The sequence below is a fragment of the Paenarthrobacter sp. DKR-5 genome (assembly GCF_018531425.1).
Lineage (GTDB): Bacteria > Actinomycetota > Actinomycetes > Actinomycetales > Micrococcaceae > DKR-5.
In genome coordinates, this window is sequence record NZ_JAHBOI010000005.1 from 211,235 (window position 1) to 234,380 (window position 23,146).

25 protein-coding genes, 1 tRNA gene and 1 other RNA gene are annotated in these 23,146 nt (G+C 68.4%); 8 read left to right on the plus strand and 19 right to left on the minus strand.

Features of this window, described 5'->3' with window-relative positions:
• Nucleotides 1–43 precede the first annotated feature (43 nt).
• Nucleotides 44–454 (plus strand): CoA-binding protein, encoded by a 411-nt coding sequence (locus KIH31_RS12555; protein ID WP_214427478.1) that lies wholly within the window; start codon nt 44–46, stop codon nt 452–454.
• Nucleotides 455–497: 43 nt separating this feature from the next.
• On the opposite strand, the gene KIH31_RS12560 is transcribed toward KIH31_RS12555, so the two are convergent.
• Nucleotides 498–1,337 (minus strand): DUF1206 domain-containing protein, encoded by an 840-nt coding sequence (locus KIH31_RS12560; RefSeq protein ID WP_250545932.1) that lies wholly within the window; start codon nt 1,335–1,337, stop codon nt 498–500.
• Nucleotides 1,338–1,403: 66 nt separating this feature from the next.
• Between KIH31_RS12560 and KIH31_RS12565 the strand changes: the two genes are divergently transcribed.
• Nucleotides 1,404–1,781 carry an MmcQ/YjbR family DNA-binding protein gene (locus KIH31_RS12565; RefSeq protein ID WP_214427479.1) on the plus strand — a complete coding sequence of 126 codons (378 nt, stop codon included), beginning with the start codon at nt 1,404–1,406 and terminating at the stop codon, nt 1,779–1,781.
• Between the two features lie 75 nt (nt 1,782–1,856).
• On the opposite strand, the gene purL is transcribed toward KIH31_RS12565, so the two are convergent.
• The 3 genes from purL to purS are packed head-to-tail and all read right to left on the minus strand — an operon-like array spanning nt 1,857 to nt 5,166.
• Nucleotides 1,857–4,163, minus strand: a complete 2,307-nt coding sequence (gene purL, locus KIH31_RS12570) for a phosphoribosylformylglycinamidine synthase subunit PurL (RefSeq protein ID WP_214427480.1) — start codon at nt 4,161–4,163, stop codon at nt 1,857–1,859.
• The gene (gene purQ, locus KIH31_RS12575; protein ID WP_214427481.1) at nt 4,163–4,915 is read right to left on the minus strand and encodes a phosphoribosylformylglycinamidine synthase subunit PurQ; all 753 of its coding nucleotides are present in this window, start codon (nt 4,913–4,915) and stop codon (nt 4,163–4,165) included. Before purQ ends, purL begins: the two co-directional genes overlap by 1 nt.
• The gene (gene purS / locus KIH31_RS12580) at nt 4,915–5,166 is read right to left on the minus strand and encodes a phosphoribosylformylglycinamidine synthase subunit PurS (RefSeq protein ID WP_214427482.1); all 252 of its coding nucleotides are present in this window, start codon (nt 5,164–5,166) and stop codon (nt 4,915–4,917) included. The genes purQ and purS overlap by 1 nt, the downstream gene beginning before the upstream one ends.
• Before the next feature lie 153 nt (nt 5,167–5,319).
• Between purS and KIH31_RS12585 the strand changes: the two genes are divergently transcribed.
• On the plus strand, nt 5,320–5,613 hold the full coding sequence (locus KIH31_RS12585; RefSeq protein ID WP_214427483.1) for a DUF503 domain-containing protein: 294 nt from the start codon (nt 5,320–5,322) through the stop codon (nt 5,611–5,613).
• A gap of 24 nt (nt 5,614–5,637) precedes the next feature.
• Here the strand turns inward: KIH31_RS12585 and KIH31_RS12590 are convergent, their stop codons facing one another.
• The 5 genes from KIH31_RS12590 to KIH31_RS12610 form a co-directional block, all read right to left on the minus strand.
• Nucleotides 5,638–5,883 (minus strand): hypothetical protein, encoded by a 246-nt coding sequence (locus tag KIH31_RS12590; RefSeq protein ID WP_214427484.1) that lies wholly within the window; start codon nt 5,881–5,883, stop codon nt 5,638–5,640.
• Nucleotides 5,884–6,013: 130 nt separating this feature from the next.
• Nucleotides 6,014–6,382 carry a serine protease inhibitor gene (locus KIH31_RS12595; protein ID WP_214427485.1) on the minus strand — a complete coding sequence of 123 codons (369 nt, stop codon included), beginning with the start codon at nt 6,380–6,382 and terminating at the stop codon, nt 6,014–6,016.
• 3 nt (nt 6,383–6,385) lie between these two features.
• A complete protein-coding gene (locus KIH31_RS12600) occupies nt 6,386–7,312 on the minus strand; it encodes a 3-methyladenine DNA glycosylase (RefSeq protein WP_307857637.1) in 927 nt (308 codons plus the stop codon).
• On the minus strand, nt 7,309–7,845 hold the full coding sequence (locus KIH31_RS12605) for a serine protease inhibitor (RefSeq protein ID WP_214427486.1): 537 nt from the start codon (nt 7,843–7,845) through the stop codon (nt 7,309–7,311). Before KIH31_RS12605 ends, KIH31_RS12600 begins: the two co-directional genes overlap by 4 nt.
• Nucleotides 7,846–7,847: 2 nt before the next feature.
• Nucleotides 7,848–8,318: a MarR family winged helix-turn-helix transcriptional regulator gene (locus KIH31_RS12610; RefSeq protein ID WP_214427487.1), complete on the minus strand. Its 471-nt coding sequence runs from the start codon at nt 8,316–8,318 to the stop codon at nt 7,848–7,850.
• A 104-nt stretch (nt 8,319–8,422) separates the two neighbouring features.
• Here KIH31_RS12610 and KIH31_RS12615 point away from each other — a divergent pair, with 104 nt between their 5' ends.
• Both KIH31_RS12615 and KIH31_RS12620 read left to right on the plus strand, forming a co-directional pair.
• The gene (locus KIH31_RS12615; protein WP_214427488.1) at nt 8,423–8,644 is read left to right on the plus strand and encodes a hypothetical protein; all 222 of its coding nucleotides are present in this window, start codon (nt 8,423–8,425) and stop codon (nt 8,642–8,644) included.
• Between the two features lie 172 nt (nt 8,645–8,816).
• Entirely contained in the window at nt 8,817–8,999 is a 183-nt protein-coding gene (locus KIH31_RS12620; protein WP_214427676.1) for a hypothetical protein, read from the plus strand.
• 81 nt (nt 9,000–9,080) lie between these two features.
• On the opposite strand, the gene KIH31_RS12625 is transcribed toward KIH31_RS12620, so the two are convergent.
• The 5 genes from KIH31_RS12625 to KIH31_RS12645 form a co-directional block, all read right to left on the minus strand.
• Nucleotides 9,081–10,367 (minus strand): aspartate kinase, encoded by a 1,287-nt coding sequence (locus KIH31_RS12625; RefSeq protein ID WP_214427489.1) that lies wholly within the window; start codon nt 10,365–10,367, stop codon nt 9,081–9,083.
• A 138-nt stretch (nt 10,368–10,505) separates the two neighbouring features.
• A complete protein-coding gene (recR, locus tag KIH31_RS12630) occupies nt 10,506–11,102 on the minus strand; it encodes a recombination mediator RecR (protein ID WP_214427490.1) in 597 nt (198 codons plus the stop codon).
• A gap of 27 nt (nt 11,103–11,129) precedes the next feature.
• A complete protein-coding gene (locus KIH31_RS12635) occupies nt 11,130–13,691 on the minus strand; it encodes a DNA polymerase III subunit gamma and tau (protein ID WP_214427491.1) in 2,562 nt (853 codons plus the stop codon).
• Between the two features lie 77 nt (nt 13,692–13,768).
• Nucleotides 13,769–13,864, minus strand: an RNA gene (gene ffs, locus KIH31_RS12640) — signal recognition particle sRNA small type.
• Between the two features lie 85 nt (nt 13,865–13,949).
• Nucleotides 13,950–14,285, minus strand: a complete 336-nt coding sequence (locus tag KIH31_RS12645; RefSeq protein ID WP_214427492.1) for a hypothetical protein — start codon at nt 14,283–14,285, stop codon at nt 13,950–13,952.
• An 88-nt stretch (nt 14,286–14,373) separates the two neighbouring features.
• Between KIH31_RS12645 and KIH31_RS12650 the strand changes: the two genes are divergently transcribed.
• Nucleotides 14,374–14,458: transfer RNA gene (locus tag KIH31_RS12650), tRNA-Ser, on the plus strand.
• Nucleotides 14,459–14,546: 88 nt separating this feature from the next.
• Here the strand turns inward: KIH31_RS12650 and KIH31_RS12655 are convergent.
• Nucleotides 14,547–17,123 (minus strand): hypothetical protein, encoded by a 2,577-nt coding sequence (locus KIH31_RS12655; RefSeq protein ID WP_214427493.1) that lies wholly within the window; start codon nt 17,121–17,123, stop codon nt 14,547–14,549.
• Between the two features lie 189 nt (nt 17,124–17,312).
• Here KIH31_RS12655 and KIH31_RS12660 point away from each other — a divergent pair, with 189 nt between their 5' ends.
• Nucleotides 17,313–17,804, plus strand: coding sequence for a glutathione peroxidase (locus KIH31_RS12660; RefSeq protein WP_307857638.1), 492 nt, complete (start codon nt 17,313–17,315; stop codon nt 17,802–17,804).
• Here KIH31_RS12660 and KIH31_RS12665 read toward each other — a convergent pair.
• From KIH31_RS12665 to KIH31_RS12680, 4 genes are all read right to left on the minus strand, one after another.
• Nucleotides 17,794–18,411 (minus strand): hypothetical protein, encoded by a 618-nt coding sequence (locus KIH31_RS12665; protein ID WP_214427494.1) that lies wholly within the window; start codon nt 18,409–18,411, stop codon nt 17,794–17,796. The two genes, KIH31_RS12660 and KIH31_RS12665, sit on opposite strands and share 11 nt — an antisense overlap.
• A gap of 103 nt (nt 18,412–18,514) precedes the next feature.
• On the minus strand, nt 18,515–19,423 hold the full coding sequence (locus KIH31_RS12670; protein ID WP_214427495.1) for a hypothetical protein: 909 nt from the start codon (nt 19,421–19,423) through the stop codon (nt 18,515–18,517).
• 32 nt (nt 19,424–19,455) lie between these two features.
• On the minus strand, nt 19,456–20,472 hold the full coding sequence (locus tag KIH31_RS12675; protein WP_214427496.1) for a LacI family DNA-binding transcriptional regulator: 1,017 nt from the start codon (nt 20,470–20,472) through the stop codon (nt 19,456–19,458).
• A gap of 118 nt (nt 20,473–20,590) precedes the next feature.
• Nucleotides 20,591–21,865: an ABC transporter substrate-binding protein gene (locus KIH31_RS12680; RefSeq protein ID WP_214427497.1), complete on the minus strand. Its 1,275-nt coding sequence runs from the start codon at nt 21,863–21,865 to the stop codon at nt 20,591–20,593.
• A gap of 188 nt (nt 21,866–22,053) precedes the next feature.
• Between KIH31_RS12680 and KIH31_RS12685 the strand changes: the two genes are divergently transcribed.
• Nucleotides 22,054–23,145: a Gfo/Idh/MocA family protein gene (locus KIH31_RS12685; protein WP_214427498.1), complete on the plus strand. Its 1,092-nt coding sequence runs from the start codon at nt 22,054–22,056 to the stop codon at nt 23,143–23,145.
• Nucleotide 23,146: the final 1 nt, after the last annotated feature.

Here is a 23,146-nt window from a genome sequence, read left to right on the forward strand (position 1 = left end):
CTGAGGACGGTACGCACCACCGTTTCGCCCGCAAGGAGGATCCATGCTGAACGATCCAGCCGTCATCGAGAGTCTGCTACGCAAGCCCGGACGGTGGGCTGTGGTGGGGCTGTCCAACAACCCGCTGCGGCCGGCGGTGGGCGTGGCACGCTACCTCAAGGATTCGCTCGGCAAGCAGATTGTGCCTGTCAGCCTCAAGGGCGATGACGTGCACGGCGAGAAGGGCTATACCCGGCTGGCGGACGTTCCCGGGCACATCGACGTGGTCGACTGTTTTGTGAATTCCTCCCGCGTGGGCGACGTCGTGGACCAGGCAATCGACATCGGAGCCGGGGCTGTCTGGCTCCAGCTGGGCGTTATCGATCATGCCGCCGTCGAACGCGCCGAGGCCGCCGGGCTGGACGTGGTGATGGACCGCTGTCCGGCGATCGAGGCTCCGCGCCTCGGCCTCTGAGGCTGCTTCACACTGCCTCGTCCGGCCGTCCGGCCGCTGCGGATCAGAACTTGCCGTACCGTCCGCGGGCCATCGAGTACACGCCGTAGCACATGAGCCCGGCCGCGACCGCGGCGAGCAGGAAGACGCCGTACGGCTGGGAACCAAGGGTCTTCAGGCCGCCGTCCAGACCCGAGGATTTTGACGGGTCAGCAGTGGCTGTGGCGACGATGATCAGGATGCCGACGACGGCGAGGACCACACCCTTGGCCGCGTAACCGATTGTCCCGAGCCATTCGACGGCCGTGCGCGCCCGTCCGGGGTCCTGCAGATCCTCCATGAACTTGCGCGTGACGCCGCGGTATACGTAGAAGCCGCCGGCCGCGATGATGGCGAGTCCGACCGCGATCAGCAGCACAGCACCGGCGGGAGCGCCCATCAGCTTGGCCGTGAAGTCGCTGGCCGACTGGCTGGAGTTCTTGCTGCCCCCGGCGCCGAACACGGCGAAGGTGAATGCCAGGAAGCCGAAGACCACGGCCTTGCCTGCCGCCGCACCGGCTTTGCCGAGCTTCTTCTTTGGCTCGGGTTCGGAGCGCCACTCGAAGAACGCCTCGCTGAGCATCCAGAGCGCCAGGGCGGCACACGCCGCGAAGCCCGCCCACAGCAGGAGGGGGCCGCCCGGCTTTGAGGCAAGCGACCCGATTGCGCCCGACTGGTCAGCCCGGCCCCCCTGCCCCCTGTCGATCTGCAGGGCGATGAATCCGATCAGGATGTGCACCAGGCCGATGAAGACAAAGCCGGTGCGGGCGAGAACCCGCAGGGCGGGGCTTCGGCTCGCCGACGCCGCCTCGGAGGCCGCTCTGTTTGCCTTGCCTGCCGCCTGGCCCATCTTCCGTTCTCCCATCGGTACCGAGCCGCCGGGACGCCGCATCGGGGTTGCTCCAGTGTAGACCGCGGCTATGCTGGCGTGGTGACCCCGGATTACCTGAGGGCGCTGTGCCTGTCACACCCCGGCGCCTACGAGGATTTCCCGTTCGGCCCGGAGACCTCGGTGTTCAAAGTCAGGGCCAGGCCCGGACCGGGGAAGGTCTTCGCCCTGACCGCGCTGGCAGCGCGCCCGCTGAGTGTCAGCCTCAAGTGCGAGCCCGCGCTGGCCGAACAGCTGCGCGCCGCGCACCCGACCATCACCGGCGCCTGGCACCTGAACAAGAAACACTGGAACGGGGTGGCGCTGGACGGAACCCTGGCGGACGACATGGTCCGTGACATGATCGAGGATTCCTACGACCTCGTGGTCGCGTCCCTTCCGCTTCGGGACCGCCAGCGGCTGGGCTGGAACCAAAAATGACGCGGTTTCCCGCCTGCGACGCGGGTTAAGGCGTGTCGCAGGCGGGAAACCGCGTCATGGGCGGGAGCCGTCCGGTCAGTCGAAGTACTTCGGCAGGACGGCGTCGTTCGCCTCGCGCAGCTGGGCCAGCGGCAGGCTGAACCGGCCCTGCACATCGAGCGCCTCGGACGCCGCGTCCACGACACCGATCCGCAGATGCGCGAAGCCTCGGGCGGTGCACATGTCGGTGAACCGGATCTCCTCGGATCGCGGGACGGCGACAAGCGCACGGGCCTGCGACTCGGAGAACAGGGCAGTGAACAGGTCGATCCCGTCACGCTCGCACAATTCGTCCAGGCCGATCCGCGCGCCGGTGTTGAAGCGCAGTGACGCCTCGACCAGGGCGGCCGCGAGACCGCCTTCGGAGAGATCGTGCGCGGCGTCGATCATGCCGTCGCGGGAGGCGTTGACCAGGATCTCGCCCAGCGCCTTCTCCGCCGCGAGATCCGCCACCGGCGGCTTGCCGCCGAGGTGGCCGCGCAGGTTGGCCCATTCGGATCCACCCAGCTCGTCGCGGGTGGTGCCCAGCAGGTAGATGGCCTGCCCGTCCTCCGCCCAGCCACTCGGGGTGCGGCGGGCGACGTCGTCGAACACGCCCAGCACGCCGACCACCGGGGTGGGGTGGATGGCGACGCCGCCCGTCTGGTTGTACAGCGAGACGTTGCCGCCGGTGACCGGGACGCCGAGCTCTTGGCAGCCGTCGGCCAGCCCGCGAACGGATTCCGCGAACTGCCACATGACCTCCGGGTCCTCGGGCGAGCCGAAGTTGAGGCAGTCGGTGACAGCCAGCGGCTTCGCACCGGAGGTGGCCACGTTGCGGTAGGCCTCGGCCAGGGCCAGGCGGGCGCCCTCGTACGGGTCAAGGTAGGAGTAGCGGCCGTTGGCGTCCGTGGAGATGGACACGCCCAGGCCGGTCTCCTCGTCGACGCGGACCACACCGGCGTCGTCCGGGAACGCCAGCGCGGTGTTGCCCTGCACGTAGCGGTCGTACTGGTTGGTGACCCAGTCCTTGGAGGCCATGTTCGGCGAGGAGATGAGCTCGACGACGGCAGCCGCGAGCTCCTCGGGGGTCTGCGGCCGTCCGGCGTCCTGCACGCTGCCGGTGAAGCTGTCCGCCTGGATGCTGTCCAGCCATTCCGGCCGGTTGTACGGGCGGTTGTACACGGGACCCTCGTGGGCCACGGTGCGCGGGTCGACGTCGACGATCTTCTCGCCGTCCCACTCGATGACGAGCCTGCCGGTGTCGGTGACTTCGCCAAGCCAGGAGTACTCCACGGCCCACTTGTCCATGATCGCTTCGAAGGCGGCCACGTTCTCCGGCGTCACGACGGCCATCATGCGTTCCTGCGACTCGGACATCAGGATCTCGCCCGGGGTCAGCGACGGGTCGCGCAGCAGCACCTTGGTCAGCTCGACGTGCATGCCGCCGTCGCCGTTGGAGGCCAGCTCCGAGGTGGCGCAGGAGATGCCGGCCGCCCCGAGGTCCTGGATGCCTTCAACCACGGAGGCCTTGAACAGCTCCAGGCAGCACTCAATGAGCACCTTCTCCGCGAACGGGTCGCCCACCTGGACGGCCGGGCGCTTGGAGGGCTTCGTCGCATCGAAGGACTCGGAGGCCAGCACCGAGGCGCCGCCGATGCCGTCGCCGCCGGTGCGGGCGCCGAAGAGGACCACCTTGTTGCCGACACCGGAGGCGTTGGCGAGGCGGATGTCCTCGTGCCGGAGCACGCCCACCGCGAGGGCGTTCACCAGCGGGTTGCCCTGGTAGACGGAGTCGAAGACGACCTCGCCGCCGATGTTCGGCAGGCCCAGCGAGTTGCCGTAGCCGCCGATGCCCGAGACGATGCCGTGCACCAGGCGGGCGGTGTCCGGGTGGTCGATGGCGCCGAAGCGCAGCGGATCCATCACGGCCACCGGGCGGGCGCCCATCGAGATGATGTCGCGGACGATGCCGCCGACGCCGGTCGCGGCGCCCTGGTAGGGCTCGACGAAGGACGGGTGGTTGTGGGACTCGACCTTGAAGGTCACGGCCCAGCCGTCGCCGATGTCCACGACGCCGGCGTTCTCGCCGATGCCGACGAGCAGGTGCTCCTTCATCTTCTCGGTGACCTTTTCACCGAATTGACGCAGGTGCACCTTGGAGGATTTGTAGGAGCAGTGCTCGGACCACATGACCGAGTACATCGCGAGCTCGGCGGCGGTGGGACGGCGGCCCAGCAGCTTGACGATTTCCTCGAATTCGGTGTCCTTCAGGCCCAGCTCTGCCCAGGGCAGTTCCTGCTCGGGGGTCTGCGCGGCGTGCTCGACGGTGTCGATGTTGAACTTCTGGGTGACCTCGGTCATTACTTGCCTCCGACGAGCTTATTGAGAACAGAGGTGAAGAACCCGAGCCCGTCGGTGCCGGTGTGGGCCGGGCCGTATCCTGCTTCGACGGCGTGCTCCGGGTGCGGCATGAGCCCCACCACGTTGCCGGCGGCGTTGGAAATGCCGGCGATGTCCCGGCGGGAGCCGTTCGGGTTGAAGCCGACGTAGCGGAAGACCACGCGGCCCTCGGCCTCCAGTGCGTCCAGCGTCTTCTCATCGGCGATGAACTGGCCGTCCTGGTTCTTCAGCGGGACGGTGATTTCCTGGCCGGCGGCGTAGTCCGAGGTCCAGGCCGTGGTGTTGTTTTCGATCCGCAGCACCTGGTCACGGCACAGGAACTTCAGGTGGTCGTTCTTGATCATCGATCCGGGCAGCAGGTGCGATTCGGTCAGGATCTGGAAGCCGTTGCAGATGCCCAGCACGGGTAGCTTCGCATCGGACTTCGCGGCGTCGATGATTTTGTCCATCAGCGGCGCGAAGCGGGCGATCGCACCGGCCCGGAGGTAGTCGCCGTAGGAGAAGCCGCCGGGGATGACGACGGCGTCCACGTCGCCCAGTTCGGTGGCGGCGTGCCACAGCGGGACGGCCGTGCCGCCGGCCAGGCGTACGGCGCGCGCGGCGTCGCGGTCGTCCAGGGTTCCGGGGAAGGTGACGACGCCGATGCGGGCGCCGGAGAGCGCAGACCCGGCGGCGGGCGCCGCCAGGTCGCCGATCAGAGGAGTCTCAGTCATCAGCCTTCAACTACCTCGATGTTCACGACGTCCTCGATGACCGGGTTGGAGAGCAAGGTTTCGGCCGCGTTGCGCGCCTGCGCCAGGATCTCGTCGGTCACCTCGCCGTCGACGGTCAGTTCAAAGCGCTTGCCCTGGCGGACGGCGCTGAAGCTGGTGAAACCCAGCCGGGGGAGTGCCCCGACGATGGCCTTCCCCTGCGGATCAAGAATTTCGGGCTTGGGCATGACGTCAACGACGATCCGGGGCATCCGGTGACTCCTGTTTGGTGAGCGTAACGAGGGAAGCGTCCGCGGATGGTGCCGTCTCACGCTGATCCAGCGCTCCGCGAGCTTGCAGAGCCAGTCTATCGAGCTTTCGCGCCGGTCGTTGACTTGTGTCAGTGATGCGGCTAGGACCGTGGCATGTGGATCGGGTGGATCGAGTTGGATTTGCTGCTGGGCGATGTGCATTCGCTGAAGGAAAAGCGCGCCGTCGTCCGGCCCTTGGTCAATGAGCTGCGGCGACGGTTCGAGGCGGCCGTGGCTGAAGCCGGCGCGCTGGACCTGTACCGCCGGGCGGTGGTCGGAGCCGCCGTCGTCTCGGGGGACAGGGCGCACGTGGTGGACCTGCTCGACGCCGTCGAGCGTCTCGCCGCGGCGCGGCCCGAAGTGGACCTGCTCAGCGCCCGCCGGCGCATCCTCAGCAGCGAGGACTAGCGGGCGCCCGCCTGCGGGGCGGCGTTAGGAGTTCGCGTGCGGGGTCGTGTCCGGCTGGACCAGGCGCCAGGCCGTCATCCGGCCGGCGACGGAGGGGAACAGGTCCCCTTCGAAGATGGTGCGCCTGGTCGAAGAGTCCCCGAGCACGGCCCAGAGGCCTGTCCGCGGGCAGTGGCTGCCGGTGACCGCCGTGATCCAGGTGGACGGCCGAGCCAGGGTGGCGCTGGAGGAGGAACCGGCATCCGGCCGGTTCGAAGAGAGTCGTTTCACTTGATCCCCATTGATTGAAGTGAGCTGTCCCTTGCAGGTTATGCGTCCCGGGGCCGCAGAAGCCATGTGCAGTTGTCCAATGTCGCGCGGAGGCGGTTGAGCAACCGCGCAAGCTGCGGGCAACGGACGGTCAGAGCAGGCCGGGGCGGGCGCCGAGCAGGGCAGCGATCCGTTCCCAGTCCGCGATTCGGCATCCGTCCGTGAGGCTGAACTCGGCGCGGACCTCCCGGCCCAGGAACAGCCCGGACACCGTGGCGCGCTGCGGGCCGCCGTACTGCTGGGTGCAGACCCTCAGGCGCGTCCGCACCGGGAAGAAGAGGCTCTCGCCGTGCTCCAGCACCGCGGCCAGGGCGGCCGGGGCGTCCTCCACGGTGGTTCCGGGCCGCAGGCCGGCGTCGTCCGCCACGAGGCGGCGGACGACGGGAGCGGCGCCCGGGGATTCGAACAGGGTGACCACCAGGTCGGCCGCCGGGCTGCCAGCGGGCGCTTCGGAGACCATGAGCTACCGCTTCTTCGCCAGGCCCGTGACGGCCTCAAGCAGGCGCGCCCGGAGGCCGGAGGCCTCCTCACTGAAGGAACGCTGCGCGGCCACGTACCGTGCCTTGCCCTCCGCCGTCTCGATAGGGATCGGGGGATATCCCCAGTCGGCGAGGTCATAGGGCGAAGCCTGCATGTCCATGGCCCGGATGCGCCAGGATAATTCGAAGCAGTCCATCAGCAGCTCGCTCGGAAGTGCCGGGGAAAGCTTGTAGGCCCACTTGTAGAGGTCCATGTTGGCGTGCAGGCAACCGGGTTGTTCCAGCACGCGCTGGGTGGCGCGGCTGGGCTGCAGCTCGTTGCGCGGCACCGCGGCGGAGGTGAAGAACCGGAAGGCATCGAAGTGGGAGCAGCGGATCCGCTCCCGCTCAATCACCTCATCGGTCCCCGCGCCTCCCAGCCGCAGCTGGAGGTACTCGTGCCGGATCTCCTGCCGCTCCTGCTGGTACACCATGGCCCACTCGTGCAGGCCGAAACAGCCGAACTGGGCGGGGCGTGCGGCGGTGCCGGCGAGGATGACGAGTGCGAAGTCGACGGCGTCGCGCCGGTCCGTGAGGAAAGCCGCCGTGTCCACGATGACGGCCTGCTCCGCGGCGCCGAGGCCGGCCTGCGCCCGTTCGAGAGTGCTCGGTTCCCGGTAATGCTTCCAGCCGAGGCGCTCGTGTGCGCCGTCGCCCGTCAGGACCGTGCCGGCGCCGGGGTGCCAGCGGAGCAGCTGGCCGGGCTTGTGCGAGTAGTAGGTGAACAGGAAGTCCTCGACGGGGTGCTTCCGGTTTGCGGAGCGGCGCTGCAGGTACGGGTCGGCGTAACGGCGCACGCGCGCGGCGTGGGCCGCTTCCCGGGCGCGCCAGGCGGCGGGATCGAGCACCGCGCCGATGGCCGGAGAGGTCACTTGGCTCCGCCGGCGGTGAACCCGAAGAGCGGTGCGAGCGTCCGCCACACTTCTTCCTTGCAGCCGTCGGTCCTGCCGAATGCCGATTTCACCGGCGTGCGGTCGATGGTGCCGGTGACCGTGGCGGTCTCGGGTCCGGCATAGATCTGGTTGCACATCCGGGTGGGGTCCGGCTTGGTGTCGAAGGCTGCCTTGTTGGCGAGGACCGCCTTGCAGGCCGCGGCGGGATCGGGGACCGTGCTGCCCGCGGCCGCGCTGCCCGACTTGCATTCCAGCCGGTACTGGACGGGTTTGGCGTTCGCAGTGGCGCGCACGGTGACCTGCAGCGAAGCGTCCTTCGCCACGGGTGCTGAGGCGGGCGGCGTCGTCGGCGTGGCAGGAGCGGGCGTCGTCGTCGGGGTCGAGCCCGGGGTCGAGGCTGGGGGAGTGGTTGCCGGAGAGGTGCCCCCGCCGGTGGGGCCGCCGCAGGCGGACAGCAACAGGCTGCCGGCCAAAGCGGCCGCGGCGGCGAACGTCATTCCACGCGCGCCCATGGTCAGCCCGCCCTGACGTCGGACTGGGCCGCGCCGATCAGCCGGGTCATCGAGGCATGCAGGTCCGCCGCGTCCTGGCGGGTGAGGCCCAGGCGGTCCAGCATGGCGCCCGGCACGCCGAGGGCCTTGTTGCGCAGTGCGGTGCCCTCGGCGGTGAGGCCGACGGCGAGTGCACGCTCGTTGCCTTCGGCCCGCCGGCGCGTGACGTATCCGAGGGCTTCAAGGCGCTTGAGCAGGGGTGAGAGGGTGGCGGGTTCCAGCAGCAGGGCATCGCTGAGTTCGCGGACCGAGCGGGGATTCCGTTCCCAGAGCGCGAGCATCACCAGGTACTGCGGATGCGTGAGCTTCAGTTCCCGCAGGACGGGTTTGTAGGCCCCGATGACCGTCCGGGATGCGACGGCCAGCGCGAAGCACAACTGCCGCTCGAGCAGAAGGTCTTCTTCGGTGCCGGATGCCGGCTTGGGAGTTGCCATGGTGTCTCCAGTATACGAACGTCTCCCGCAACTGTGCGCTAATATTTAGTGTACTAACGTTGTCGACGGCACGAGGGCGGCCGTCCGAGTCAAGGAGCCTAACCATGGCCGAGGCTGAGGGCTTTGCCAGCCGCTTCATGAAACTGACCGGCAAACTTCGGATCTTCTTCGGTCCGGCGCAGCAGGGATCCTTGGAGGGCCCGGTGATCGTGCGGCGCGACGCCGCTCAGCTGCGCCGGGAGGCGGAGCTGAGCCAGTGGGAGACGGTGCGCAACCCCGACGGCACGACCTATCTGCGGGAGCGGCCGGCAGGGCAAACGAGCTGAAAGTGCCCGGGCTGATCCGGGTGCCTGCGACGCCTCTGAGCGTAGAATTGTGCTACTGACACCACCGGACCCGATGACGCGGAAGGGGGTGGAAAAAGTGGTTGGACATCGAAGCACCGAGCGGCACGCCGAGCCTGGCGCCGCCACGCACCACAGCGGGGTGGGCCGGGTCATGCACGCGACCGACCGCCTCCGGGCGGTATTCGGTCCCGCGGACCGCGCCGACCCGAGGGTGCCTGTGACGCACCGTCACGACGACTTCGAGGAAGCCTCGGAAGAGGAACTGGCGACCTTCGAGGTCGAGACCGACTCCGAAGGACACCACTACGGCGTCCGCAAGACCGGCGCTGGCTGAAGCCGGGAGGAGCCCGGGCAACAGACGCACAGGGTCCGCGCGCGTTGGGGGCGGCGCGGATCCTGTGCGTCCGGCGTGGTCCTAGCGGCCGGTGCCGCCGTAGACGGTCGCTTCGGACTCGCCGTCGAGGTTGAAGGCGGTGTGGATGGCGCGCACTGCACTGTCGAGCAGGTCTGCGCGCGTGACGACGGAGATGCGGATCTCCGACGTCGAGATCATGTCGATGTTGATCCCTGCGCTGGAGAGCGCTTCGAAGAACTTGAAAGACACCCCGGGGTTGGAGCGCATGCCCGCTCCGATCAGTGACAGCTTGCCGATCTTGTCGTTGTAGATGACGTCCTGGAAGCCGATCCGCTCCTGCGCGGCACGCAGCGATTCCAGTGCCTCGGCGCCTTCGACCATGGGCAGGGTGAAGGAGATATCCGTGCGGCCGGAGCCGTGGGTGGAGACGTTCTGCACGATCATGTCGATATTCACGTGAGCCCCGGCGATCACGCCGAAGATATCCGCCGCCTTGCCGGGGATGTCCGGCACGCCGACGACCGTAACCTTCGCCTCGGACCGGTCGTGGGCGACGCCGGAGATGATTGGCTGCTCCAAGGCAACTCCTTCTTGGATCTTGATCTTGTCATCGGGGCTGGGGATGATCCAGGTTCCTTCCTTCTGGCTGAAGGAGGAGCGCACATGGATCGGGATACCGAACCGGCGGGCGTACTCAACACAGCGCAGGTGCAGGATCTTCGCTCCGGAGGCAGCCAGCTCCAGCATTTCTTCGCTGGAGAGCGTGTCGATCTTCTGCGCCGAGGCCACCACGCGCGGGTCGGCGGTGAAGACGCCGTCGACGTCGGTGTAGATCTCGCACACGTCGGCGTCGAGGGCGGCCGCCAGCGCCACCGCCGTCGTGTCCGACCCGCCGCGGCCCAGCGTGGTGACCTCGTTCGTGGAACGGCTCATGCCCTGGAAGCCGGCGATGATCGCGATGTTGCCCTTGTCCAGCGAGGTGCGGATGCGGTGCGGGTCCACGTCAATGATGCGGGCCTTGCCGTGAATGCCGTCGGTGATCATGCCGGCCTGGCTGCCGGTGAAGGACTGCGCGCTGGCGTCGAGTTGGTGGATGGCCATGGCGAGCAGTGCCATTGAGATGCGCTCGCCGGCGCTGAGGAGCATGTCCAGTTCGCGTGCCGGGGCCGCGTCGGTGACCTGGGCCGCCAAGTCGAGCAGCTCGTCCGTCGTGTCGCCCATGGCGGAGACCACGACGACGACCTCGTTGCCCGCGTGCTGCGTATCCACGATGCGCTTGGCCACGCGTTTGATGCCCTCGGCGTCCGCGACCGAAGAACCACCAAACTTCTGCACAATCAAACTCATGCGTGCTCTAACTCCTGAGGGAACGGGCTGTGGCCGGGCGAATGCCAACCTCCCAAGTTTACCGCGACGGCGGCGACTGCCTGAAAAGTGAGACAGCGGCGTCCGCAGTGTGGACCTCCGGCGAAGGCAGCGCTGGCCTCAGCTGAGGTGGCGGCGGCCCTCGAAGGCGCGGCCGAGGGTGACTTCGTCGGCGTATTCGAGATCCCCGCCAACCGGCAGCCCGGACGCGAGACGGGTGACCGTGACCCCGATGGTTTTGAGCATCCGCGCCAGGTAGGTGGCGGTCGCCTCGCCCTCCAGGTTCGGGTCGGTGGCGATGATGATTTCCTCGATCTGCCCGTCGGAGAGGCGGTTGAGCAGTTCGCGGATGCGCAGCTGTTCGGGGCCGATGCCGGCGATCGGGTTGATGGCTCCGCCGAGCACGTGGTACCGGCCGCGGAAGGACCGGGTCCGCTCGACGGCCTGGACGTCCTTGGACTCCTCCACCACGCAGATCATCGTCGGGTCGCGCCGCGGGTCGCGGCAAATGCTGCAGGTCTCCTGTTCGGAGACGTTGCCGCAGATGCTGCAGAACTTCACCCGCTCCTTCACCGTCGTGATGGCGGTGACGAGCTTCTTCATGTCCTCGGCGTCGGCCTCCAGGATGTGGAACGCCAAACGCTGGGCTGATTTAGGTCCTATGCCGGGCAGCCGGCCCAGCTCGTCGATCAGCTCCTGGACCGCACCTTCGTACACGCTTGCCTCGATCTGTTGGGCTGCTGCTTAGTTTCCGTCCAGGCTTCGTTCCTCGATCAGCCGGCCGCCGAGGATGCGTTCCACGGCAGCGCGGCCGAACAGACCGGATTCCTCAATGGTCTCGTCATCGGCGCTGGGTACATCCTCAACATACGCCGTCGCGGCGGCCCGGCGCGGCGCGAGGACGCGCCCGGCCTGGGCTTCCGGGCTCTGGCTCAGCCGCTGGTACATGCTCAGCCGCTCCGAAGCCGTTCCGGCCCCATCCTGTCCGAGGTCGGAGGTGGGGATGTCCTCGGCTTCCTCGTCCTGCGGGGGAACCGGGCTGCGGCCGCCGTCGCCCCAGCCGGCACCTGGGTCCGTCCAGTCCGCGGGCGGTTCGCCCCAGTCCGCCGGAGGTTCGTCATCCCGCGGCGGCTCGTCCGGGTAGGGCGGTTCGTCCTCGGTGCGCGGCTGCTCGTGGGCCCCGGGTTGGGCAACCCGGAAGCGCGCGGCGGGGCCGGCGGGGCCGGCGGGGCCGGCGGGAGCGGCGGGAGCGGCGGCCGGCGTTGCTGTAGCCGTCACTGCCGCCGGGGCGGCAACGGCAGGGGCGAGCCCCCAGTCCGCGTCCGCTGCCGGGGTGGCCCGGCTAGGTGCTTTTGGGCCGGACTCACCTGCCGCCGGACCGCCGTCGAGGACTGCACGGACCCGGCAGTCGAGGCCGAGGACGTTGTGGATGGCCCGCCGGACGTTGTCCGCGTGGTCGCCCCTGCCGAAGGTTTCCGCCAGGCCGTTCGTCGTGAAGCCCAGCTCGACGGTACTCCCGTCGAATGCCTTCACCGTTCCGTTCTGGCTGACCAAGGCCCAGGTGCTCCGCTTGATCGAGGTCAGGGCGGCGACGACGTCGGGCCAGGATCGGCGAAGGACTTCGACGCCTTCCCCTCCGCTGCCGTTCCCCGTGGCGGTACCGCTGCCCGCGGGCGCGGCAGGTGCCGGTTGCTGGGGCTCCGGCTGCTGGGGCTCCGGCTGCGGGCGTTCGGGCTGCTTCGAGGCGGGCTGCTGGGGTTCCGGCTGTTGGCGAGCGCGCTGCTGAGGCCCCGCTTGCTGCGGTGGGGCTTGCTGAGGCCCGGTTTGGTGCGGTTCGCTTTGTTTCGGCTCGGGGCGAGCGTCCGGTACGCCCCAGCCGCCGCCCCAGTCTGGGCTGGGCGTCTCCGCGTCCGGGACCGGCTCTTTTTCACGTTCCGGCGCCCCGGAAGGCGCGGGGGTGGATGCGCCGCCCGGAGCGGACAGGTCGCGAGCGGACAGGTCGCGAGCGGACAGGCCGGGGGCAGCGGGTTCCGGTGCGGGAGCTGCGGCCTGCTCCACCGGTGCTGGTGCCGGTGCCGGTGCCGCGGCGGCGGCTGCGGGTGTCGCCGGCGCCGGTACGGAGGGTGCGGCGGCAGGGGTGCCGGCGTAGCTCAGCCTGCGTTCGATCCTGTCGATGCGCGCTGCCATGCCGCGTTCGGACTGGTCGGCGCCAGGCAGCAGGATACGCGCGCAGAGCAGTTCCAGGTGCAGCCGCGGCGAGGTCGCCCCCGTCATCTCGGTCAATGCCGTGTTCGTCACGTCGGCGGCGCGGCTAAGCTCGGCGGCGCCAAGCTGTGTCGCCTGGCTGCGCATACGGGTGATCTGGTCCTCTGGAACGCCCCGCAGGATCGCGGAGGGGCTCTCGGGCATGGCGTTGATGATGATCAGGTCACGGAACCGTTCGAGCAGGTCCTCGACAAACCGGCGCGGGTCGTGGCCGGTCTGGATCACCCGGTCCACTGCGCGGAAGACCGTGCCCGCGTCAGCGGCGGCCACGGCGTCGACGACGTCGTCGAGCAGGGAGGCGTGGGTGTAGCCGAGCAGGGAGACGGCGAGCTCGTAGTCGAGGCCGGAGGCGCCGGCACCGGCCATTAGCTGGTCCAGCACGGAGAGCGAGTCGCGGACGGAGCCGCCGCCGGCGCGGACCACGAGGGAGAGCACGCCGGGGGAGACCGGCACGTTCTCGCGGCTGCAGAGCTGCTCGAGGTAGGCCATCAGGGGTTCCGGGGGAACCAGCCGGAACGGGTAGTGGTGCGTGCGCGAGCGGATGGTGCCGATGACCTTGTCAGGCTCGGTGGTGGCGAAGATGAACTTGATGTGTTCCGGCGGCTCCTCCACGATCTTCAGCAGGGCATTGAACCCGGCGGAAGTGACCATGTGGGCCTCATCGATGATGAAGATCTTGTACCGGTCCCGCACGGGGGCGAAAGTCGCTCGCTCGCGCAGGTCGCGGGCGTCGTCGACGCCGCCGTGGCTCGCAGCGTCAATCTCGATGACATCCAGGCTGCCGCTGCCGCCGCGGGCGAGCTCGACGCAGCTCTCGCAGGTCCCGCAGGGAGTGGGTGTCGGGCCCTTGGCGCAGTTCAGGCAGCGGGCCAGGATCCGGGCGGAGGTCGTCTTGCCGCAGCCGCGCGGACCGGAGAACAGGTAAGCGTGGTTGACGCGGTTCTTCTTCAGCGCAGCCATCAGCGGATCGGTGACGTGTTCCTGCCCGATGACGTCCGCGAAAGTGTCGGGACGGTAGCGGCGGTAAAGGGCAGTACTCACAGAAGAACCCTATCGGCTGGCATCGGCGGATTGCATCTTGGAAAGGCGCCCGGGGGACAGGGCGTACCCCGGTTAACGATGAAGACCCCTCATGCACCCGCCAGAGCCCGCTTACCCTTGCTACCTTCCGGTCCTGGGGGAGTTCACAGGATGACGCCACACGAGGGGCCGCAGACCAGTGTACCCGATTTGCGGACGCGGCTCCGACGCCGGCCGGTTCGGGGCGGGAACATTTTGCCGCGGGTCGACCGTGGAGCGTCAGCCCGGCTTCGGGCGAGAGGTGTCTACCGGGAAGGTCATGAACGCGGGTACCTCGTACGGGTGGGCGCCGAGCAGGGCAGCCAGCACCTCGTCCCGACTGCCGCGCGGGTAGATCGCCTCGATCCGCACCTCCGCGACCTCCTCGGGCACGCCGACCTTTCCGACGGCGGGCGCCGCACCGGGCAGCGGGGTGAACCGTCCCGTGCCCTCCGCCGTGAAGGAGCAGTGCGAATAGTTACCCAGACGGCCCGCCCCGGCATCGCCGATCGCCCGGCGCACGGCCTCGGCATGCGTGCGCGGAACATAGACCACCAGGCAGTCAAAGTCCTCCATCGGCCCAGTCTGGCACGCCGGCAGCGGCCGATTCGGCACATCGATGCGCTTCGGGTATTCTGGAGTCTGCTCGATTCGAGCGCCATCAGGAGGATTCGCCTAGCGGCCTATGGCGCACGCCTGGAACGCGTGTTGGGTTAACGCCCTCGGGGGTTCAAATCCCCCATCCTCCGCAGCTGCCGAAACCCGGCACAACACGAAGGACCCCCGGCTACTCGCCGGGGGTCCTTCGTGTTTCCGGGGCTTGCCGCCCTCCTCGCGTCAGGGACTGGGCGACGTGCTGGCCGACGCAACGGCGGACGGCGTCGCCGTCGGCGACGGCGCAGGTGTCGCGGTCGCGGTGGGTGCCGGCGTCGGCGTGGGTGCCGGTGACGGCGCTGGCGAAGGGGCTGCCTTCGCCAGCGACGGCGTTGCGGCGGTGTACGTGACCGTAACCCTCCCGGCGGAGGTCATGCTGATGCTGCCACCCTCATAGGTCTGGACCGTCTGGCCGCCGCTGAGGTACGGGTTCGACGTCGGGTACCCGAGCGGGCCCCGCTCGAAGTCCTGCGCGGCCCAAGCCTGACGGATCGCGCCGGTGGAAATGAACGTCCCGGAGGTTGAGCTGACGATTGCGCCGCCTTGGTAGCTCTGGTAGGCGCCGCCGCGGATCAGTCCCGTTCCGGTGTCCCCGATGGGGTAGCCCATCACGCCGGACTCGGAGCCGGCCTGCTGCCATGCCGTGCGGATGGCGCCAGTTGAGATGGCTGCTCCCGTCGACGAAGACCATACGATAGCGCCGTTTTGGAACGCCTGGCTGCAGCCGCTGTCCTTGAGGCCGCAAACTTCCTCCCCGGTCGGGTAGCCCAACACGCTGTCTTCCGCGCCGGCCGCCAGATACTTGCCTCCGATTCCCCCGGCGACCCGGTGCGCCCCCGTGGTCGAGGACCAGAGAATGGCACCGCCCTGGAAGTTCTGGCGGCAGCCCGAACCGGCCAGCCCGCAGAACTCGTTTCCGGTCGGGTAACCGAGGTTGGAGCTCTGCGCACCTGCGGCGAGGTAAGCTCCGCCGATCCCCCCACGGACGGCGTATGCGCCGGTCAGCGGGGACCACAGAATCGCGCCGCCCTGGTAATTCTGCCGAACCCCGGACGAAGGCCCAGGCATCTCGTCCGTGGTCGGATACCCGAGGGAACCGCGCTCGTAGTCCTGTGCTGCCCATGCGGAGCGGATGGCGCCCTTGGTGATGTGGGCGCCGAGGGTGGAGGTCCAGTTGATGGCTCCGCCCTGGTAGGTCTGGTAGACGCCGCCGTCCTTTTGGTACCCCACCTCGTTGGAGGTGGGGTACCCGAGGGAGCCGCGCTCGTAGTCCTGTGCTGCCCATGCGGAGCGGATGGCGCCCTTGGTGATGTGGGCGCCGAGGGTGGAGGTCCAGTTGATGGCTCCGCCCTGGTAGGTCTGGTAGACGCCGCCGTCCTTTTGGCCGCCCACCTCGTCGGAGGTCGGATACCCAAGGGGACCGTTCTCGTAGCCCGATTGTCCGTATACCGTGCGGATGGCGCCTACCGAGATGCGGGCGCCGGTGCCGGGCGAGTAGACGATGGCTCCGGCCTGGTAGGCCTGGTAGGCGCCGCCGTTCCGCAGACCGGTGACAATGCTGCCCATGGGGGCGCCCAGGTTCGCGTGGCTGCGGAAGACGGGGCCAAAGATGCCGGCCAGCGGGCTCGGGTGGATTGTGATGACGGCTGAGCCGGTGCTCATCGAATCGACGGAGACCCGTGTGCCGCTGTAGGTCGTGAAGGACCTGCCGGCCGGCCACGCCATGTAGGAGTTGTACCAGCCGGCGAAGGGCTCGGTGTCCGGGTTCAGGGCCAGCGAGGCGGCGGGATTGCTGTCCGCCCGCAGCATCTGCACTCCCTCGTTGCCTCCCACGGCCTTGTCGGCATCGAAGCCCACGGGCTGCCGCAGTTCGAGGTAGTACTCCACGCCGGTCATCGGGTCGGCGAACTTCACGGCCCGTTGCGGGTCCGTTCCGGCCCACGGTTTCAGCGTGAAGCTTTCGTCGCCGGTTGGGGTTCCGGCATCGAGGATCTCGTCGCCCCGGCCGAACGAACCGTAATCCCACATGTAGGAATCGATCGCCGGTCGAGGCGTCTGCGTGGCGCCCATGACCGAGAGCGTATTGCCGTATTCGCGGCTGCTGCAGGAGCCGTCGGCGAAGTAGCCGCCGCCGGTCTCGGCCGCGTCCGGCGTTCCATCGGAGCACTGCAGGGAGTTGCTGTGGTCCACGCCCAGCGTGTGCCCGATTTCATGCGTGACGACCGTGTTGGTCACCGTGTTCGTGAAGGGCATGAGGATCCGGCCCGACGTCGGACCCGAGGACCACCCGGCCCCGTAGTAGCCGCCGATCCCGCCGACGACGATGTCCGACCGGGGGATGAACACGGCCAGGCCCTTGTTGGGGCCGGCCGTCCAATTCAGTTCCTTGGTGACTGTTTCCAGGATTGTGTCGTAGTTCTGCCAGGAATATGCCTTGGAGACGAACCCCTTGATCACGGAGGACACCGACATGGACAGCCGGTTGTTCGACATCGCCTTCCAGTAGGTGCTGGCCGCGGCGATCGAGTTTTGTGCGGCCGCGACATCGATCAGGTTGACGTCGAGGGTACTCTTGTCGGCCGTCTTGACAGTGACGAGGGTAAACTTCATGTCCCCGGAACGGGCCAGGCCCGCGGTGGTGCTGACGGGCACGATGACGGACGCAGGGGCAGCGGAAGCGGGTGTTGCGGCAAAGAAAAGGCTTGCCGCCGGGAGGAGCATCGCGGTGAGGACCGCGGCGGCTGGCTTGGACAGGCGCATGGGAGGGAGACCGTTCCTCGGGTGCGGGGTCCTGCCCGGTGGTTCCAGCTACCCGGCCAGCATTCTCCCCACAAAAGCTGGTGATGATGGGGCAATAGTAAAGCATTGTGGTTAACGGAACCCATCCGGGATGGCGGCGGCGACGAACCGCAACGGACAGAACGCACTTCGACAGTAAGGACACAGCCCGTGCAGGAACCGCTCTACGGCATCCCGTTGACCCTGATCGACGGCACCGAAACTGACTTCGGCCGCTTTGCAGGCAAGAGCGTGCTGGTGGTCAACGTCGCCTCGGAGTGCGGGTTCACCGGCCAGTACGCCGGGCTGGAAGCCCTCTACCAGCGCTACCGGGACCGCGGGTTCGAAATCCTGGGGGTACCGTGCAACCAGTTCCTGGGCCAGGAGCCCGGGAATGAGGAACAGATCCAGGAGTTTTGCTCCCGTACTTTCTCCGTAACCTTCCCGTTGACGCGGAAGGCGGACGTCCGCGGGCGGCGGCGGCATCCGCTCTATGCGGAACTCGTGAAGTTCAAGACGGGCATCCTGCCCGGGGCGATCAGATGGAACTTCGAAAAATTCCTGGTTGGCCGGGACGGTAAGGTGGCGGCCCGGTTTGCTCCGACGGTGGACCCGGAAGCTCCGGAAGTCGTGCGCGCCATCGAGGAATCGCTTACCGCCTGATCAGCGTGTTGCCGAAACCTGCGGTGCACCGTCCGTTGCTGAGCAGTCCCCCAGGGGCAACGATGTAGTTCGGTGCCGGGTTAAAGACGGCGGTGTGCAGCCTGCCGCTGGCATCCGTGATCCTGCTGGCACACGCCGCCGCGGCCGCCGCGGTGCCGTCACGACCGCCGATCCACAAGTCGAGCCAGATCGTCGAGCCGGAACCGTCGACATTGCGGCCCTGGTGGCACGGTCCGTTCTGCGGGGCCGGCCCGTCGCCGCAAGTGTCTTCGACGATGAAGTAGCGGCGCACGTCGGGCAGGTAGACACGCATTCCGCGCGGAAAGTCCAGCACGTCCTTCCCGTTGACCACGGAGTGCCCCACAGCGAGCGTGACCGGATCCGCATAGGTCCCTGTCCCGCCCGCGGTGGCGTGCAGCACGCCGTACGCGATGGTGGCGGACCCGGGAGGAGTGTTGCTGTACCAGGAGTAGCCGGTCGTGTAGACCGTCCGCACCACGGTCTCCCGGGCTGCGGCGGCCGCCGGCAGCAAGGGGACCTGCCAGAGGGAGCCGGCGGCGGTTGTGAAGGCCAGGACGCAGATTGCAGCAACTTTCCTCAGCACCATCAGTGCCCTTCTTCCGGACCGGTCCGAGCCCCCCACAGATGATGCTCCTAGTGTGGCCGCCACGGCCGCGCCCCTGCAAGGGCCGGAGGGGGGCGCCAGGAGGCTACTGGACGCCGCTGTCGTTCTCCTCGGTGCCGTCCAGCATGGCGATCCAGCGGCGCAGGAAAGCCGCCCCTGCGTCGTCGTGGATGAGGGTGCCGGCCGTGAGGACCGGGTAGGGCTTCGCGGGCACGCCGTCGGCAGGGCGGACATCCACGTGCGCCACCGCGTGGTCGTTGTGGTGCAGCCAGTCCGCCATGGTGTAGTCGCTGCGGGAGTCGCCGACCGTGCGCCAGGACTGCGGCACGATGCCGTCGGCGGCCAGCATTTCCAGGGCCCGGCAGGCGCCGAGGTCCTTGCCGAGCCGGATGGACTCGATGTCGGTGGAGATGATCGTGGGGTCAACCCGGTAGTCAATGGCATCGTCGCTGTCGGGAGCATGGTGGTCCAGCCGGCTCACCCCGAGGTTGTGCTCGGCCATCAGGGCCAGGGCCTCGGCGTCGAAGCGCTGCTGTTCCTGGAGATAGTCGGCATTGGGCACGTCCACGTGCTGCTCCACGGACACCATGGCGCGCTTGGTTTCGTCGAAGAACATATGGCCCGCGTAGCTGCGCTTGACCAGCTCGCGCACGGCGTCGGCGAAGCTGGCCGGGATCTTCAGATCCTGGTCCACGTGCACCGGGCCGGCGCCGGCGGAGCCGAAGGTGAACCAGACGGCGCCCTTTTCGCAGATGGCGTGCAGGCGCACGTGGTCAGGGAGCCCGGCGGCCAGCATCGGCTGCATGACCTGCTCGCGGATGAAGGTGTCCGAGCGTCCGGTGTTGAAGACCACGGGGATGCCGCGGGCGGCCAGGGTGACCAGGTCGGCGATGATGGCGGGACGGACCCGTCGGGTCACCGGGCTTGCGATCGGGCCGTCGACGTCGAGTAGCAGGCCGAAGGGTGGGCGGGACGTCTCGGGGAAGGCGGTCATGCAGCCATTATCCTTCCTGGCGGCCGGTCGGCTCAGTCCGTGCGCACAGGTGACGCGGAGCTGCGGACGATCAGCTCGTTCGGCGCCACGATCCAGCCGGCGTCCGGGGCGCTGCCGTCGAGGGCGCTGAGCAGGATCCGCGCCGCGGTGGCACCCTGTCCGGCGGGATCCTGGGAGACGGTGGTCAGGCCGAGGGCTTCGGCGGCCTCATGGTTGTCCAGCCCGACGACGGAGAGGTCCTCCGGCACCCGCAGCCCGTTGCGGCGCGCAGCCGTGATGGCGCCGAACGCCATCTCGTCGCAGGCCGCGAAGACAGCTGTCGGCCGGGGGACGCCGGCGGAAAGGATGCGCTCCATGGCGCGGCTGCCCCCGGCGATGGTGAAGCTCGTGCGCGCCGTGAGCGCGGGGTCCACCGCCAGGCCCGCGGCCGCCATGGCCGCCGCAAAGCCGCTGTTGCGCGCGCTGGCGACCGAGAACGACGTCTCGTCCTCGACGTCGCCTCCGATGAACGCGATCCGCCGGTGTCCCAGCGACGCGAGGTAGTCGACGGCTTTGCGGCAGGCCTGGGCGTCGTCGATGCTCACGCTGACGCAGCCGTCGAGCCGTCCGCCGACCACCACCGACGGGTAGTTCAGCTCCGCAATGACCTTCTGCTCGGAGGCGAGCAGGGCGCGGCAGAGGATCATGACGGCGTCAATCCGTTCCCGCAGCATGGCCCGGCTGAACACCCGCTCGCGGTTCTCGTCCGAGCCGCCCAGGTTGTAAACGACCAGGTCGTAACCCGCGGCGCGGAGGACCTGGTCCGCCCCCTCGAGCACGGAGGAGAAGAACCACTTGTTGATCGACGGGACCACGACGCCGACAGCGTTGGTGCGCCCCGTGGACAGCCCGGAAGCAGTGGAGGAGATGACGTAGCCGAGCGAGTCCGCTGCCTGCACGACCTTCTGCCGGGTCTTCTCGGAGACTTTCGGCAGCCCGCGCAGGGCCCGGGATACCGTGGCCGTGGACACGCCGCTGAGGCGGGCCACATCGTGGATGCTCACGCTCATGGATGTCCTCCGGCTTGCGGGCTGCGGCAGCCCCGGGTCGGGCGCCCACTCTCATGATAAAGGCGGGCAGGGCGCCCGTTCCCGGACGTCCTGCCCGCCCTCATAGCGGCGGCAAAGCCTACTTTGAGCCGGCCGACGCGATGGCGTTGCCCATGTCCGTCAGCGCCTGGTCGACACTCTTCTCACCCTTGATGGCGGCGTACGCGTTGTCCTGGACCGCCTTGGTCACCGCCGGGTAGAACGGGGTAACGGGCCGCGGGACGGCGTTCTCGATCGACGTCTTCAAGGTGCTCAGGAACGGGAGCTTCGCGTTGAGCTCCTTGTCGTCGTAGAGGGCGGTCAGCACAGGTGCCTTCGAGCCCTGGGTGACGAAGAACCGCTGCGACTCTTCGGAGGTCATGTACTTGATGAAATCCAAGGCTGTGGCCTTGTGCTTGGAGTACACGCTGATGCCGGAGTTGTGGCCGCCCAGCGTGGAGGCGCCGGGTCCGTCCTTGCCCGGCAGCGGGGCAATGCCGACGCTGTCCTTGACCTTGGAACTGCCGTCCGTCTTGGCGAGGCTGTAGGCGTAGGGCCAGTTGCGCATGAAGAGCAGCTTGCCGTCCTCGAACGCCTGGCGGCCCTGCTCCTCCTGGTAGGTGATGGCTTCCTTCGGAATGACGCCGGACTTGTAGGCGTCCACCAGGTTCTGCAGGCCCGCCTTCGCTGCCGGCGTGTTGACCGCGGGGGTTTTGCCGTCCTCGCCGACGATCGCCCCGCCGGCGGTGTTGATTGCCTCGGAGGCGTTGACGGTCAGGCCCTCGTACTGGGCGTACTGGCCGGCATAGCAGCCCATGTCATGCTGCTTCGCCACGGAGCATGCCGACACCAGCGCGTCCCAGGTCTTCGGCGGGGACGGGACCAGGTCCTTGCGGTAGTAGAGCAGGGCGCCGTCGCTGGTCTGCGGGAGGGTGAAGAGCGTCTTGTTGTAGGTGCCGGTCTTCACTGTCGCCGGCAGATAGCCGGCGGTGTCCACGGCGAACTTGCCGGTCAGCGGCTGCAGCCATCCCTTGGCCGCGAACTCGGCGGTCCAGACGACGTCGACGCTGACGACGTCGTAGTCGGCGTTCTTGGCCTGGAAGTTCTGCACCAAGTCGTCGTGCTGCTGGTCGGCCTTGTCGGACTGCTCCTTGAAGGTGACCTTCTCATTCGGGTGCGCCGCGTTCCACTTGTCGATCAGCGGCCGGATGACATTGTTGTTGTCCTTGCCCTGGACATAGGTGATCGGGCCGCGTGAATCGGTCCCGTTCGCCGCATCGGCGTTTGCGCCCGCCGTCGTGCCGCCTGCGCAACCCGACAGCAGCAGTGCCGCAACCCCCAGTGCCGCGGCGCTGATTTTCCTGCCAGCCTCCATGATGCCTCCTCGTTGAGTTCATCGTTCTTCGGTGAGTGTGATGTGCGTCATGCTACTGATACGCTGAACAGAAGTGCAAACGTTTACCTTCGACACGCCGGGACCGTTGCGACCTGGGGGTGCAGGCAGTGGAAACGTTTGCCCCGGGTCGGAACAACCCGGGAGACGACAAGCAGAAGGACAAGAGCATGAAGCAGCAAGCAGCCACCCTCCGGGTCGGCGTGGTCGGCCTCGGCTGGGCCGGGCAGCAGCACCTTGAGGCGTACAGCAAGATCGACGGCGTCCAAATCGTGGCCCTGGCCGGGATGGAGGAGGATCTGCTGGCTCAGCTGCAGGAGCAGTACGCGGTGCCGCATGCTGTGCGCACGTGGGAAGAGCTGCTTGCACTGCCGGACCTCGACGCCGTCAGCGTGGCGGTCCCGACCTTCCTGCATGCCCCCATTGCCATCGCCGCGCTCGAGCGCGGGCTGCATGTGCTCAGTGAGAAGCCGATCGCGCGCAACGGCGACGAGGGCCAGCGCATGGTCGACGCCGCGCGCCGTGCCGGACGGGTGCTCGATGTCGCCTTCAACCACCGCCGCCGCGGCGACATCCAGGTCCTCAAGGGCATCATCGACCGGGGCGAGCTTGGCCGGCCCTATTACGCCAAGGCCTCCTGGGTCCGCCGCTCGGGCATCCCGAAGCTGGGCAGCTGGTTTACGAACAAGGAAATGGCCGGCGGCGGCCCGTTGGCGGACATCGGCGTGCACGTCCTGGACTACGCGCTCTATCTCCTCGGGGAACCGAAGGTCCTGAGCGTCTCCGCCGCCACCTATGCCGAACTCGGGCCGCGGGGACGGGGCGGCAACGACCGCTACACCGCTCTGAGCACGAACTTTGCCTATGAGGTGGAGGACTTCGCGTCGGCCTTCATCCGGCTCGAGGGCGGGACCACCCTGGTCCTGGAGTCCGGCTGGGCGAGCTACCGCGACGAGGCGGACCTGATGGACTTCTCCGTCTTCGGGACCGACGGCGGAGCGGACCTGCGCGCCGTCGGCGCCTCCAACACGCCTGTGGCGGACCTGCGGGTCTTCACCGAGAAAGACGGCGTGAACGCCGACTACACGCCGGCGGCCGAGCCGGGCAGGGCCCACCAGGCCGTGGTCGAGGACTTCGTTGCCACCGTGCGCGCGGGGGAGAGTGTCTGGGGTGCCCATGACGGGTCGCTCGCGCTCAGCCGCGCCCGGGTCATCGACGCCTGCTACCAGTCCGCCGCCGAACACCGAGAAGTGGAGCTCTGAG